Annotated in this window: 13 protein-coding genes; 7 read left to right on the forward strand and 6 right to left on the reverse strand. The window is 64.0% G+C overall.

What is annotated here, in order from left to right:
• Positions 1-34: 34 nt before the first annotated feature.
• Positions 35-880 carry a xanthine dehydrogenase accessory protein XdhC gene (gene xdhC, locus ABLE71_RS11800; RefSeq protein WP_348783523.1) on the forward strand — a complete coding sequence of 282 codons (846 nt, stop codon included), beginning with the start codon at positions 35-37 and terminating at the stop codon, positions 878-880.
• 4 nt (positions 881-884) lie between these two features.
• Here the strand turns inward: xdhC and ABLE71_RS11805 are convergent, their stop codons facing one another.
• Positions 885-1,805, reverse strand: coding sequence for a LysR family transcriptional regulator (locus tag ABLE71_RS11805; protein ID WP_348783524.1), 921 nt, complete (start codon positions 1,803-1,805; stop codon positions 885-887).
• Between the two features lie 129 nt (positions 1,806-1,934).
• On the opposite strand from ABLE71_RS11805, the gene ABLE71_RS11810 reads away from it, so the two are divergent.
• The 4 genes from ABLE71_RS11810 (at position 1,935) to ABLE71_RS11825 (ending at position 6,303) form a co-directional block, all read left to right on the forward strand.
• The gene (locus tag ABLE71_RS11810) at positions 1,935-3,152 is read left to right on the forward strand and encodes a urate hydroxylase PuuD (RefSeq protein ID WP_348783525.1); all 1,218 of its coding nucleotides are present in this window, start codon (positions 1,935-1,937) and stop codon (positions 3,150-3,152) included.
• A 1-nt stretch (position 3,153) separates the two neighbouring features.
• On the forward strand, positions 3,154-4,476 hold the full coding sequence (gene guaD, locus ABLE71_RS11815) for a guanine deaminase (RefSeq protein WP_348783526.1): 1,323 nt from the start codon (positions 3,154-3,156) through the stop codon (positions 4,474-4,476).
• Positions 4,477-4,537: 61 nt separating this feature from the next.
• The gene (locus ABLE71_RS11820) at positions 4,538-5,041 is read left to right on the forward strand and encodes a heme-degrading domain-containing protein (protein ID WP_348783527.1); all 504 of its coding nucleotides are present in this window, start codon (positions 4,538-4,540) and stop codon (positions 5,039-5,041) included.
• Positions 5,038-6,303: a glycerate kinase gene (locus tag ABLE71_RS11825; protein WP_348783723.1), complete on the forward strand. Its 1,266-nt coding sequence runs from the start codon at positions 5,038-5,040 to the stop codon at positions 6,301-6,303. Before ABLE71_RS11820 ends, ABLE71_RS11825 begins: the two co-directional genes overlap by 4 nt.
• Positions 6,304-6,311: 8 nt before the next feature.
• On the opposite strand, the gene ABLE71_RS11830 is transcribed toward ABLE71_RS11825, so the two are convergent.
• Positions 6,312-7,700 carry a glutamine synthetase family protein gene (locus ABLE71_RS11830; protein ID WP_348783528.1) on the reverse strand — a complete coding sequence of 463 codons (1,389 nt, stop codon included), beginning with the start codon at positions 7,698-7,700 and terminating at the stop codon, positions 6,312-6,314.
• Positions 7,701-7,728: 28 nt separating this feature from the next.
• Entirely contained in the window at positions 7,729-9,102 is a 1,374-nt protein-coding gene (locus ABLE71_RS11835; RefSeq protein WP_348783529.1) for an aspartate aminotransferase family protein, read from the reverse strand.
• Positions 9,103-9,767: 665 nt separating this feature from the next.
• Between ABLE71_RS11835 and ABLE71_RS11840 the strand changes: the two genes are divergently transcribed.
• Complete coding sequence (locus ABLE71_RS11840) at positions 9,768-10,232, forward strand: hypothetical protein (protein ID WP_348783530.1); 465 nt, start codon at positions 9,768-9,770, stop codon at positions 10,230-10,232.
• Here ABLE71_RS11840 and ABLE71_RS11845 read toward each other — a convergent pair whose 3' ends face one another.
• Positions 10,233-10,667 carry a MarR family transcriptional regulator gene (locus ABLE71_RS11845; protein ID WP_348783531.1) on the reverse strand — a complete coding sequence of 145 codons (435 nt, stop codon included), beginning with the start codon at positions 10,665-10,667 and terminating at the stop codon, positions 10,233-10,235.
• Positions 10,668-10,740: 73 nt separating this feature from the next.
• On the opposite strand from ABLE71_RS11845, the gene ABLE71_RS11850 reads away from it, so the two are divergent.
• The gene (locus tag ABLE71_RS11850) at positions 10,741-11,205 is read left to right on the forward strand and encodes a hypothetical protein (protein WP_348783532.1); all 465 of its coding nucleotides are present in this window, start codon (positions 10,741-10,743) and stop codon (positions 11,203-11,205) included.
• On the opposite strand, the gene ABLE71_RS11855 is transcribed toward ABLE71_RS11850, so the two are convergent.
• Together ABLE71_RS11855 and ABLE71_RS11860 are read right to left on the reverse strand one after the other, a co-directional pair.
• Positions 11,202-12,173: a WD40 repeat domain-containing protein gene (locus tag ABLE71_RS11855; RefSeq protein ID WP_348783533.1), complete on the reverse strand. Its 972-nt coding sequence runs from the start codon at positions 12,171-12,173 to the stop codon at positions 11,202-11,204. The two genes, ABLE71_RS11850 and ABLE71_RS11855, sit on opposite strands and share 4 nt — an antisense overlap.
• 139 nt (positions 12,174-12,312) lie before the next feature.
• Positions 12,313-13,365, reverse strand: coding sequence for a GTP-binding protein (locus ABLE71_RS11860; RefSeq protein ID WP_348783534.1), 1,053 nt, complete (start codon positions 13,363-13,365; stop codon positions 12,313-12,315).
• Positions 13,366-13,696 lie beyond the last annotated feature (331 nt).

A 13,696-nucleotide genomic window follows, 5' to 3' on the forward strand; every position in this document is an offset into this window, starting at 1 on the left:
GGCCCGGAGAATGTTATATTCCGGCAGGATGAGGATGGCGACGACCACGGAAAGCCTGAAGGCATTTTTCAACGTGACCGACCGGGTTGCGCTGGTCGAGATCGCGCGGGCGAAAGGCTCGACCCCGCGCGAGGCCGGCGCATATATGCTGGTGTCACGCTCGGCCACACACGGCACCATCGGCGGCGGCCAGCTTGAGTTCATGGCAATCGATCAGGCGAGGCAGATGCTTGCCGCCCCCGGAGGGCCGCAGGAACTGATGCTTGACGTGGCGCTTGGGCCCGAGATCGGCCAGTGCTGTGGGGGGCGCGTCGAGGTGCTGACCAGGCTCGTGAACCACCGGCTGAAAGCCGAATTGATCGTCGCTGCAGAAGCCGAAGAGGCACGCCTGCCGCACATCTACATCTTCGGCGGCGGCCATGTCGGCCAGGCGCTCGCCAACGCGCTGGCGCTACTGCCCCTCAAGGCGGCGGTCGTCGAGACCCGCGCAGAGGCGCTGGCCGGCATGCCGCAGGGCGTCGAGACGAGGCTGACCTCCGTGCCGGAAGAGATGGTGCGCTCGGCGCCGGCAGGCGCGGTCTTCGTCGTGCTCACGCATGACCACGCGCTCGACTTCCTCATTGTCGCCGAGGCGCTGAAGCGGAAGGATGCCGCCTATGTCGGGATGATCGGCTCGAAGACCAAGAAGGCGGCGTTCCGGAGTTGGTATCTGAAAGTGGCGGGCGGTTCAGAGGCCGCGTACGGCCGCTTGGTCTCGCCGATCGGCGGCGACGCCGTGAAGGACAAGCGACCGGCCGTCATCGCCGCGCTCGCGGCGGCGGAGATCATGACGGCGCTCGCTGCCTTCCAGCAGGTGGACTTGCCTGTAGCTGCCGACTGATCGTTCATTTTCCCGCCAGCAGATCCTTGATCAATCGCTGGCAGCGCTCGGCCATGAAATCGAGCAGCAGTCGGACCTTGGGGTCCTGCAGCTTCTTGTGCGGATAGACGGCTGCAAGCTGGACTGGCGTCGGCGGCGTGTCTGGCAAGATGACCTTGAGCCGGCGGTCGCGGATGAAGGGCTCCACCTCGAAACGGGGCTTGTTGATGATGCCGCGGCCAGACAGCGCCCAGCCGGTCAGCACGTCGCCGTCATCGGAATCGAAGGGGCCGCGCACTTCGAATTTTGTCGGTCCCGCAGGCGTCTTCAGCGTCCAGAAATGTTCGCGCATGCCGGTATAGCGCAACATCAGGCAATCGTGTCTGTCGCCGGTCAACTGCTTGGGTTCGGTCGGTTCGCCACGTGCCTCGAGATAGGCGGGCGCGGCGACCAGCACGCGCTCGCAGTCCATGATGCCCCGCATCCTGAGGCTCGAATCCTCCAGGAGCCCGAGCCGGAAGGCGACGTCGATGCCCTCCTTCATGATGTCCACATCGTGGTCCGACAGGCGCAGCCGCACCTCGATATCGGGATATTTGTCGCGGAAGTCGGGAATGCCCGACGCGATCAGCCGTCGCCCCAGACCCAGGGGCGCGGTGACGCGAATGGTGCCGCGTGGCTGGCCCGACAGCGCACTGACCGCCGCCTCGGCTTCGGTGATAGCATCGAGCACCTGCTTGGCGCCGGCATAGAAGACGGTTCCGTGCTCGGTCGGCATGAGCTGCCGCGTCGTGCGGTTGAACAGCCTTACGCCGAGGTGCTTTTCGAGTTCCTTGATGCGATTGGATGCGACAGCCGGCGAGATGCGCATGTCGCGGCCCGCAGCCGACAAATTGCCGAGTTCCACGACCCGGACGAAGACTGCGATGTTGTCGAGATAGGCCATTCAGCCCGAACCTATGCCCGTTTCGGTAAGTGCGACAGTATTTTACATTTTTTTTTGAAAGTCATGAGGCATGTCCCCTCTTTCCGTTTGGAACGGAGACCTTAAAGTTCCGGGACGAGAGGGCTTTGGATGATCGATTTTGCGATTTTCTGGGATTGGCTGAGTTTTGCCGTGCGCTGGCTGCACGTCGTCACCGGCATCGCCTGGATCGGCTCGTCTTTCTATTTCGTCGCGCTCGACCTTGGCCTGCGCCAGCGTCCCGATCTGCCGGCGGGCGCGCATGGCGAGGAATGGCAGGTCCATGGCGGCGGCTTCTACCACATCCAGAAATATCTGGTGGCGCCGGCGGAAATGCCGGAGCACCTCACATGGTTCAAGTGGGAGTCCTATGCCACCTGGATGTCGGGCTTCGCCATGCTCGCCGTCGTCTACTACGCCGGCGCCGATCTCTTCCTCATCGACCGCAACGTGCTTGACATCTCGCCGATGACGGCGATCGGCCTGTCGATAGCCTCGCTCGTGCTCGGCTGGCTGCTTTACGATCTGCTCTGCAAGTCACCGCTCGGCAACAACGACACGCTGCTGATGCTGGTGCTCTACGTGATCTTGGTCTTCCTCGCCTGGGGCTTCACGCAAATCTTCAGCGGGCGAGCCGCCTTCCTCCATCTCGGCGCCGTGACGGCAACGATCATGTCGGCCAACGTGTTTCTGATCATCATACCGAATCAGAAGATCGTCGTTGCCGACCTGATCGCCGGCCGCAAGCCCGATCCGAAATACGGCAAGATCGCCAAGACTCGCTCGACGCACAACAACTACCTGACGCTGCCGGTGCTGTTCCTGATGCTGTCGAATCATTATCCGCTGGCGTTCGGAACTGAGTTCAACTGGATCATTGCCTCGATCGTCTTCATCATCGGTGTGTTGATCCGCCACTTCTTCAACACGATGCATGCCCGCAAAGGCAAACCCTACTGGACGTGGCTCGTGGCGACGATTCTGTTCATCGTCATCATCTGGTTGTCGACCGTGCCGAAGGTGCTGACAGGAGAGTCGAGAGCGTCGTCGTCGGCCGAGACCTTCGTGGCCTCGGTGCACTTCCCTGGTGTCCGTGACACGGTGCTCGGCCGCTGCGCCATGTGCCACGCGAACGAGCCATCCTATGAAGGCATCTACCATGCCCCCAAAGGCGTGGTTCTGGAGAGCGACGCCGCGATCGGCGAGCATGCGAAGGAGATTTATCTGCAGGCCGGCCGCAGCCACGCCATGCCGCCGGGCAACCTCACCCAGATCACGCCGCAGGAGCGCGCGCTGCTTGTGACCTGGTTCGAGGAATCGCGGCAGTAACATGAGCCAGACACTTCTTCGCGGCCGCACGCTGAGCTTCCTGCGCTGGCCCGACAATACGGACGACCATGCGGCCTACCGTTACGAGGAGGATGGCGGCCTGCTGCTCGACGGCGGCAAGATCGTCGCCGCCGGATCCTATGCGGACGTCTCGGCGAAGGCCGCCGAGAGCGCGAGACGAATCGACCACCGGCCGCATCTCATTTTGCCTGGCCTCATCGACGCGCATGTGCATTTCCCGCAGATGCAGGTGATCGCGTCCTACGGGGCGGAACTGCTCGACTGGCTGAACAAATACACTTTTCCGGAAGAGACGAAGTTCGACAACGCCCAGCACGGCCGGCGCATCGCGCGGCTGTTCCTCGACGAAATGGTCCGCCAGGGCACGACGACCGTTTCAGCCTACTGCTCGGTGCACAAGCAGTCGGCGGAAGCCTTTTTCGCCGAGTCGCACGAGCGCAACATGCTGAACATCGCCGGCAAGGTGATGATGGACCGCAATGCACCCGACGGCGTCCTCGATACGCCGCTCGGCGGCTATGACGATAGCAAGGCGCTGATCGCCGAATGGCACGGCAAGGGCAGGCAGCTCTATGCGATCACGCCGCGTTTCGCGATCACCTCCTCGCCGGAACAGATGGAAATGGCCGGCGCGCTGGCGCGCGAGTTCCCCGAGTTGCACATGCAGACGCATCTGTCGGAAAACCACGCCGAGATCGCCTTCACCAGGGAGCTCTATCCTTGGTCGCGCGACTACACCGATGTCTACGAACACTATGGCCTGCTGGGACCGCGCGCGCTGTTCGGCCACTGCATCCATCTGTCGGAGCGTGAAGCGGATGCGCTGTCGGACAGCGGTTCAGTCGCGGTCTTCTGCCCCACATCTAACCTGTTCCTCGGCTCCGGCCTGTTCGACTACCAGCGCTATCGCACGCGAACGAAGCCGCTGCGGATCGCCACCGCCACCGATGTCGGCGGCGGCACCAACTATTCGATGCTGCGCACGATGGACGAAGGCTACAAGGTGATCGCGCTCAACGGCGAGAAGCTCAATCCTTTCGCCTCGTTCTGGCAGTTGACGCGCGGCAACGCCGAGGCGCTGTCGATCGCCGACCGGGTCGGCACGCTGCATGTCGGCACCGACGCGGATATCGTGGTGCTCAATTCCCGAGCGACTCCGGCTATGAAACTCCGCATGGAGACGGTGGGCGCACTCGCGGAAGAGCTTTTCCTGCTGCAGACGCTGGGCGACGACCGTAGCGTAGCCGAGGTCTATGTCGCCGGCAGGCCGGCTAAGAGCGCGTTGGAAGCCGCCGCCCCATGAGCCATGGCTTGACCGGCCGGCCCGATGCCGTAAAGGCATGGCACCGGTCAGGAGGTGCAGCATGAGCGTCACGGACGACATCGCCAAAATCGCCGAGCAGGAAGAGCGGCTGGCCTTCTCGGCATTCGACGAGGCGACCGCCTTCTCCATAGGTTCGGCAATCCGCGGGCGGGCGCTCGCCGAAAACATGCCGATCGTGATCCAGATCGGCGTATGGGACCGGCTGCTGTTTTTTGCCGCGCTGCCGGGTTCCTCCAACTCGAATGCCGACTGGGTGCGCCGCAAGATCAATGTGGTCAAAATGTTTCAGAAGAGCACCTACCGGATGGTGCTGGAGCAGAACAGTCCCGACCGGGCGTTCAAGACCGGCCATGGACTGCCTGTGACCGAGTATGTCTTGGCAGGCGGCGGTTTTCCGCTTGTCATCAAGGGTGTCGGCGCTGTCGGCGCTTTTGGCGTTTCCGGGCTACCGGAACGCCAGGACCACGGCGTCATCGTCGACGCGCTCTGTGACCAGCTCGGCATCGAGCGCCAGGCGCTCGCGCTTCCCGTCAAGGTCGACTGATGGAAATCGATCCGAAGGCTTTCCTGACCTCGATCTTCGAGGCCGCGGTCGCCGCCGCCGATCCCGAGCGCACGATCCGCAACCACCTTCCCGCCAAGCCGAAAGGCCGCACGATCGTGATCGGCGCCGGCAAAGGGTCGGCGCAGATGGCGGCCGCCTTCGAGAAGGTGTGGGACGGCCCGATCGAGGGCCTGGTGGTGACGCGCTACGGCTATTCCGCGCCCTGCGAGCGCGTCGAGATCATCGAGGCGGCGCATCCCGTGCCGGACGAGGCGGGGCTTGTGGCATCGAAGCGGCTTCTTGCGATGGTTTCCGGCCTCACCGCGGACGACCTCGTCGTCGCGCTGATTTCCGGCGGCGGCTCGGCGCTGCTGCCGTCGCCCGCGCCCGGCCTGACGCTGGCGGACGAGATCGCGGTCAACGAGGCGCTGCTCGCTTCGGGCGCGCCGATCGCGGCGATGAACACGATCCGCAAGCATGTCTCCAGAATCAAGGGCGGGCGCCTCGCGGCTGCCGCCTGGCCGGCAAAAGTCGTATCGCTCGTCGTCTCCGACATCCCCGGCGACGATCCGGCGCTGGTCGCCTCCGGGCCAACGATCCCGGGCGAAGGAACTCGCGTCGATGCGCTGGATTTCGTGAAGGCATACGGCATGAAGCTGCCCCATGCAGTTATGGCCCACCTCAATCAGCCGGCCGCCGACGCGCCGACGGTCGACGATGCGCGCTTTGCCGGCAACGAGGTGCATCTGATCGCATCGGCGGCTGTGTCGCTCGAAGCCGCCGCCGCGGCGGCCAAGCGACAAGGCGTCGAGGCTGTCATCCTGTCCGATTCGATCGAGGGCGAGGCGCGCGAGGTGGGATCGGTTCATGCCGCGCTTGCTCGAGAGGTCGCGGCGCGAAACCGCCCGTTCCAAAAACCGGTTCTGATTCTTTCCGGCGGCGAGACGACAGTGACACTACGGGCGAAAGGCAAGGGCGGGCGCAACAGCGAATTCCTGCTCGCCTTCGCGATCGGCATCGACGGTTTCAGCGGCATCGACGCGCTGGCGGCCGACACTGACGGCATCGACGGCTCGGAGGACAATGCAGGGGCCTTCGCCGACGGCTCGACGGTGACGCGCATGCGTGCTGCGGGTGTCGACGCCAAGGCGATGCTTGCGGGCAACAACGCGTGGACCGCCTTCAACGCCGTCGGCGATCTGTTCGTGCCCGGGCCGACGGGGACGAACGTGAACGATCTCAGGGCAATCCTCGTCCGTTGAGATCACGCTCACACCTCGTGCAGGTAGAGGTGGTAGTCGAGTTCGCTCACGGTGCGGGCGACGCGCAGATATTCGGCGTGCTTGATGGCCGTGAAGGTTCGGTGCATGTCCTCGCCAAGCGCCTGCTTCAGGAATTCCGATGCTTTCGCCGCCTCGATGGCCGAACGCCAGTCCGGCGGCATGGAGGACGGCTGGTTCACTGTGGCCTCGTAGCCGTTCCCGGTAGTCTCCGGGCCTGGATCGAGCTTTTCTTCAAGGCCCTTGGCGATGCCGGCAAGGACCGTCGCGGCGACGAGATACGGGTTGGCGTCGACACCCGAAGGGCGATGCTCGATCCTGCGAGCGGCGATGTTCCCCGCCGGCACCCGAAGCGCGACCGAGCGGTTGTTGACGCCCCAGGTCGGCGCGACCGGCGCGTACGACTGCGACACAAAGCGACGCCAGGAATTGGCATGCGGCGCAAATACCAGCATCGATTCCGCCATGGTGTCGACAAGACCGCCAATCGCACGCAACAAGGGCAGGGACCAGTTCTCTCCCCCAGCCTCGGAAAAGACATTACCGCCTTTCTCATCCTGCAGCGAAACATGCAGATGCATGCCCGAGCCGGCGTATTTCTCAATCGGCTTCGCCATGAAGCAGGCCGTCACGCCATGGCGACGTGCTTGCGCCCGCACCAGCCGCTTCAGCAAAACGAGGTCGTCGGCCGCCTGCATCACGCCCTTGCGGTAGTTCAGCGTCAGTTCGTACTGGCCCGGCGCATATTCGGAAATGATCGTCTCGGCCGGGATGCCCTGGAGTGCTGCCGCCGCATAGATGTCGGAAAAGAGCGGCTCCATGCCGTGCAAATGGTCGACTGAATAAACTTCGGTCTTGCCGCTCTTCCTTCCGTCGAGCACGGCGGTCGCGGGCTGCACGCGGCCCTCCGCATCGCGCTCGTTGGCGAGCAGGAAGAACTCGAGCTCGAAGGCGCCGGCGGGAAACAAGCCTTTTGCCGCGAAAGCATCGACCTGCCGCGCCAGTGCATGGCGGGGATCCGACGTCATCGGCGCGCCATCCAGCGCATACATCGACATCAGCACCTGGCCTCGCGCCGGGGCAGTGCCGTGCAGCGGCTTCAGCGTGCCCGGGATCGGCCAGGCACGCAGGTCGCCGTCGCCGGAATCCCAGATCAGTCCGGTCTCGTGAACATCTTCGCCGGTGATGTCGAGGCCGAGGATCGAGATCGGCAGATGCCGGCCGTGCTCGTATAGCGCCATCAGCTCATGCCGCCGGATGATCTTGCCGCGGCCGACGCCGTTGGCGTCGGTGAGCACGATGTCGAAGGCCTCGATTTCCGGATGGGCTTCAAGGAAGGCGGCCGCTTCCTCGGCTGTCGAGCCCGATGGAGAATTCATGGAGAAATCCTGTTTCCTCGCGCTTTTCTCACGCCAAAAGAAGCGCCGCAACCTCGCCGAATGCCGCCACAAGGCGGTCAACCTGGCGCTTCGTGGTCGCTGGTGAGATGAGCATCATGTTGTGGAACGGCGCAATCAGCACGCCGCGATTGACAAGCGCGACATGGATGGCGGCCTCGAGAGCAGGCGCGTGCGCTGCCTCCGCTTCGCTGCCGTTCCTCAGAGGACCTTTCGCGCAGATGAATTCGACGCGGGCACCGACCCGGGCGACATGCCAGGGCAGGCGGTGCATCGCTATCGCGGCTTCAAGTCCGGTTTCGAGCCGCTCGGCCAGCCGCTCCATATGGGCGTAGTTCACCTCGGTCATCACCTCCTCCAGCGTCGCGCGCATGGCGGCGAACTGCAGGGGGTTGGCCGAGAGCGTGGTGCCCATGCCGGAATAGCCGGGTTCTTTCCTGGCGTTGTAGGCGCGGTAGCGGCGGGCAACATCGGCGCCCATGCCCCACACGCTTGCCGGCACGCCGCCGGCGATCGGCTTGCCGAGCACGAAGAGGTCCGGCTCCAGGCCGTAGCGCCCGGTATAGCCGCCGGGGCCGGTCGAGATGGTGTGCGTTTCGTCGATCAGCAGCAGCGTGCCCGCCTTGCGGGTAAGCCGGCGAAGGGCGTCGTGGAAGCCGGGATCGGGCAGCACCATGCAGGAATTGGTCAGCACCGGTTCGGTGATGACGCAGGCGATGTCCTTGCCTGCGAGCACTTTTTCCAGAGCAGGAATGTCGTTGAACTCGACGATTTTGGTCGTCTCGGTCAGGTCGCGGAACTCGCCTGCGAGGCCGGGGCGGTTGGCCGGACGTCCGTCGACTAGCCGCACCATCGTTTCGTCTACGGAGCCGTGATAGCAGCCGTTGAAGACGAGGATTTTCGGACGGCCGGTGACGGCCCGCGCGACGCGCAGCGCGAAACGATTGGCGTCGGTGGCGGTGGTTGCGATCTGCCATTCGGGCAGACCGAAGCGTTCCGACAGCAGCTTGCCTAGGACGAGCGTGTCTTCGTCGGGCAGCATGTAGGTCAGGCCACGCCCAGCCTGGCGACGGATGGCGCGCGCAACCGGCGGCGGCGAATGGCCGAACATCGAGCCGGTGTCGCCCAGGCAGAAATCGTCGAGGCCGATACCGTCGATGTCGACGATGACCGCCCCCTTGGCGCGGTCGACGACAACAGGAAACGGCGTCGGCCAGTCGTTCATCCAGTGCATGGGCACGCCGCCGAAAAAGCCGGCGATGCCTTTGCCGGCCGCGGCTTCCGATTTCGGCCGTGCGGCGCGGAAGGCCTCGGCTTCGGAGGCGCGCAGCTTCCTGATGCGGGTGAGGCTGACGCCGCCCTGGCTGTTTGCAGATGATTTCATGGTCCTGCCCGAGGCTTTCGCTGTTCCTAGCGGCTGGCGCGGCGTGTCGCAATCCGGTGCGCTTCATCGTCGCCGCGCAGTTTTCCTTCGCTCGTGGCAAGCTTCATCATCGCCACGCCCTGCTTTCGCAGTTCTGGCCATTTCAAAGAACGCTGCTCGCCACGGGAGCAGAAGTCGGAAAGCGGGGCGCAGGGCCGAGCCTCTCAAATTTTAGTGCGTGGCGCGAACCCCGCGCCCCGCCGGCGTTTTCCGTTTCCGTCCGTTCCGCTCCGCCCTGATACTCTTTGCCTTTTCAGGCATTGGCCTCAGGGCTATGTGCTCGTCCAGCACGCACCGCCCGTAGTGGCGGCAGGGGAACCCTTGGACGGAACCTCCCCGGGCAGCGGCCACGTTAGCCAACCACCGGAGGCGCCGTCTCCTCCCCACCTGACCACCGTCGCGACCGGCGTTCCCGCAGGAGGAACAGGCCAAGTATCGCCTATGGCGGACCGGCGTGAATAAACCGGGCCGCATCTTCTTCGAAATCGCGTGAAATCAATGGGTTGGCGCACGGCGCTTTCCACGCTTTCATTGAGGCGACCATGGGAAGCCGCGGTGCAAGGCGTGTTCTGTCTGCCAGGCGGTTTGTGGTATGGAGGGCCGGTTGGCCGGTATCGAGGGAATCCATGCGCAGAGAGATTTTGACGATGCTTGCCGTGCTGACCTGTCAGCCGGCCTTCGCTTCCGGGGGCATCCACTGCTCGGCCGATGCCGGCGGCGTGACCATCGACGTCGGCGGCGGCGTGACGCATGGCATGGGCGGCCCGCTGTTCAGCTTCGAGGGGAAGCTGGAGATCGCGGACAAGGCCATCGCCGCCGATCTCGGCGAGACCGCTTTCGCGCGCGAACACGTCGCGCAATATTGGCTGGATGGCGAGGATCTGCGCCTGCTGCTCTATCGCGAGCGGGAGGGCGACAAGCCGCATGGCTATGTCGAACTGACCATCCAAACCACGGCGCGCGGCGGTGACGATGGCGAAGGTTTTTATGACGGCCGCTACAAGCTCTCGGTTTTCGATGCGACGGAAGAGAACGGTGGCGAAGGCGTCACGGTTGAGCGTGAAGGCGAGGTCGTCTGCTCGGCCGAATGATCAATAGCGCTGCTTCAGGGAATCGATCACCCGCCGCGTGAGGTTAAGGAAGGTCGTCCGTTCCTTTTCTGATAGATCGCCGAGCGCCACGCCATTCACCGCGCGGGCCGCTGATGTCGCGGGCTCGCGCAGGGAGATCGCCTTCTTCGTGAGGTGAATCGACTGCGAGCGTCCGTCCTCGGGATGGGCGCGGCGCTCGATCAGCCCGTCGCGCTCCATTCTGGTCAGCGTGTTGGCCATGGTCGCCTGCTCGACATCCAGCAGCGCGACGAGCTCGCGCTGCGTCAGCCCGTCCTTCTCCCAAAGCGCGAGCAGGGTCATGAACTGCGCCGGAGCGAGACCGAGCGGCCGGATGTTCTGCTGCAGGCCCTTTGCGAAAAGCCTTGCCATGTGGTTGGCGAGGAAGCCGGCGGAGCGGGTCTTGTCGAATGTCATGTTGGTAAGAATAGCAGTTGCATAGCAAGCTATCCAATGATAAATAGCATGCTATCTAATTGGAGATTGGGTCTTGAAAACCAGGATTCATGCCTTTGCCGGCGCGCTGGCGCTGCTGACGATCTGTATCTTCTGGAGCGCAACGGCCATCGCCGAGCTGTTCGGCGACGCCTCGGCCATAGCTTCCGTCAAGAACGGCATCCTCGCCGGCATGCTGGTTCTCGTCCCGTCCATGGCAATCGCCGGCGCGTCGGGGTTCTCGCTTGGCAAAGGCTGGCGCAGCCCGGCGGTCGCGCGCGAGAAGCAACGCATGAAGATCGTCGCTGGGAACGGCGTTCTGGTCCTCTTGCCTTCGGCGGTCTTCCTGGCGAGCAAGGCCGGGGCAGGCGAGTTCGATACGGCCTTCGTTGCCGTTCAGGCGATCGAACTCGCGGCGGGAGCCGTCAACATCACGCTTCTGTCGCTCAACATACTGGACGGGCTGGCGCTACGCAGAAAGCCTGCGCGGGCGAGACCCGCGAAAACGTTGCTTGCCTAACCTGATATGTCGATGACGCCGCAGTCGCCGGTCTCGGTGCCGAAGGCGATGCGGCGCTCCTCGGCGTCCCACATCATCGAACTGACAGCGCCCTTGCCCGGCCGGCGCAGCAGCACTTCCTTGGTGTCGGCGAAGCGCACCGCCATCACCATGCCGTCATTGTAGCCGATGGCCGCGATCTCCTGGCTGGGGTGGCAGGCAACGCAGGTCACCATGGCGTTGCCGCGCGTGCCGAGTTCCAGCGGCGCCTTGCCCATCGGTCCGTCCTTGGCCTGGAAAGGCCAGACGATCGCAGCCTGCGCGCCGGAGCTGGCCAGCCATTTGCCCTTGGCGCTCCAGGACAGGCTTTTCACCTTGGCGGGATAACCCGACATGCGCATGTGCTTGCCGTCGGCGAGCTTCCAGCCATGCAATGCGTTCTCCTGCATGGTGGTGACGACGAAATTGCCGTCCGGTGAGAAAGTGATCGCGGTGTGGGCGCCCGCCCATTCGAGCTCGGTAGGCTTGCCGTCGGTCGCCGGGAAATGCAGCGTTACGCCGTTGTAGCGAGCGACGCCAAAACGCATGCCTTTCGGCGAGAAGGCGACGCCCTCCACCGTGCGCGGGTGCTGGAATTCCTTGGTCTTGCCGTCGGCGAACCGCACGAAGGCCGAGCGGCCGGTCGCATAGGCGACCGTGCCTTGCGGACCCGAAGCGACGCTGCTGATCCATTTCCGGCCAGCTTGCGCCAGGACATCGCTTGTTCCGCCGGCGCTGGCGCAGACTTTTCCGTCCTCGCCGCCGGTGATCAGCCGCGACTTTGCCTGGTCGAGCGTGGCGGAAAGCAGACCGTCATGCACCTGAAGCGTCTTGTGGCCGTGGTCGAGACGGTGGATCGTGCCGTCGGCAAGCGCGAAATGCGGCACGCCGCCGAGAAATACGGCTGCGATGCAATGGCCATCGAGATCAAGCGGGGCGACGGTGGGCATTCTCTGTCTTCCAGCAAGCTTCTTCCCGCGAGGACGCACGTCCTTCGGCGGCATTGGTCCGCGGCAATAGGGGAAGACGAAGCCGTCTGTCCAGTTGCCTGTGAGGGGCCGCTTCTCCGAGACGTATATTTTCGGCGGTTCAGGCTGCCGCCTGGCATGCCTCGAAGCTTTTTCTCAACCGCTCGGCATCGAACTCGCGACCTATGAACACCAGCCGGCTCTCATGCTTCTCGCCGTCCTTCCAGGGACGCTGATGGTCGCCCTCGATGAGCATGTGCACACCCTGGATCACGTAGCGGTCCGGATCGTCCTTCAAGGCGATGATGCCCTTGAGGCGCAGGATGTTCGGGCCTTCCATCTGGGTGATCTTCTCGATCCAGGGGAAGAACTTCTTCGGATCCATCTCGCCGCCGCGCAGCGACACGGACTGCACCGTCACGTCGTGGATCGGCGAGGCATGGGCGTGGTGATCGTGGCCGTCATGTTCGTGATGATGGTGATCATGCTCGTCATGCGCATCGAGAAAATGCGGATCGTTGTCGAGCGCCCGGCTGAGGTCGAACGCGCCGCGATCGAGCACTTCGCTCAGCGCAACGCCGGAGCGCAGGGTGCGGTGGATCTTCGCCGACGGATTGATGGCGCGGACCGCCGCCTCGACGTCGCGCAGTTCCTCCGGCGTAACCAGGTCGGTCTTGTTCAGCACGACGACATCGGCGAAGGCGATCTGGTCCTCTGCCTCCCTGGAATCCTTCAGCCTGAGCGGCAGGTGCTTGGCGTCGACCAGCGCGACGACAGCGTCGAGCCTGGTCTTGGAGCGTACGTCATCGTCCATGAAGAAGGTCTGCGCGACAGGCGCCGGGTCGGCGAGGCCGGTAGTTTCGACCAGGATGGCGTCGAAACGGCCCGGACGCCGCATCAGGCCCTCGACGACGCGGATCAGATCGCCGCGCACCGTGCAGCATACGCAGCCATTGTTCATCTCGTAGATCTCTTCGTCGGACTCCACGATCAGGTCGTTGTCGATGCCGATCTCGCCGAATTCGTTGACGATCACCGCATAACGCTTGCCGTGGTTTTCCGAGAGGATTCGGTTGAGCAGGGTGGTCTTGCCGGAGCCGAGATAGCCGGTCAGCACGGTCACCGGGATCTGGGCGGGGGTTTGGGCCTGGGCTTGAATCGATGCTTCGCTCATGGGAATGCCTCTGCCGATCAGAGGCTCCATATAGTGTGACGAGACCGGTTTTGCACCTCCCCTTGCGATGGGCCAGGCGGTGCGGAACCGATACCCCAGTGGCATGTGGGCGGCGACGAGGTCGGGGGAAACCACGTCCGGTTAAGCAATGGGCTGGCCGGCTCGCTACGTCAGGGGCCGACTGAACGTGTCACGTGCTGGAAGTTTTCCACGGCGGCATTTTCGTTTGTCATCTAACTGTTATTTCGATCTGGCATTAGCTTGCGCGCGACGGCTTTGCTTGCCGGCAAAAGGCTTTCTATACGCCAGTCTGCAGGGTCGCGACCATGAT

It is taken from the genome of Mesorhizobium sp. KR9-304 (genome assembly GCF_040049215.1).
GTDB lineage: Bacteria > Pseudomonadota > Alphaproteobacteria > Rhizobiales > Rhizobiaceae > Mesorhizobium_K.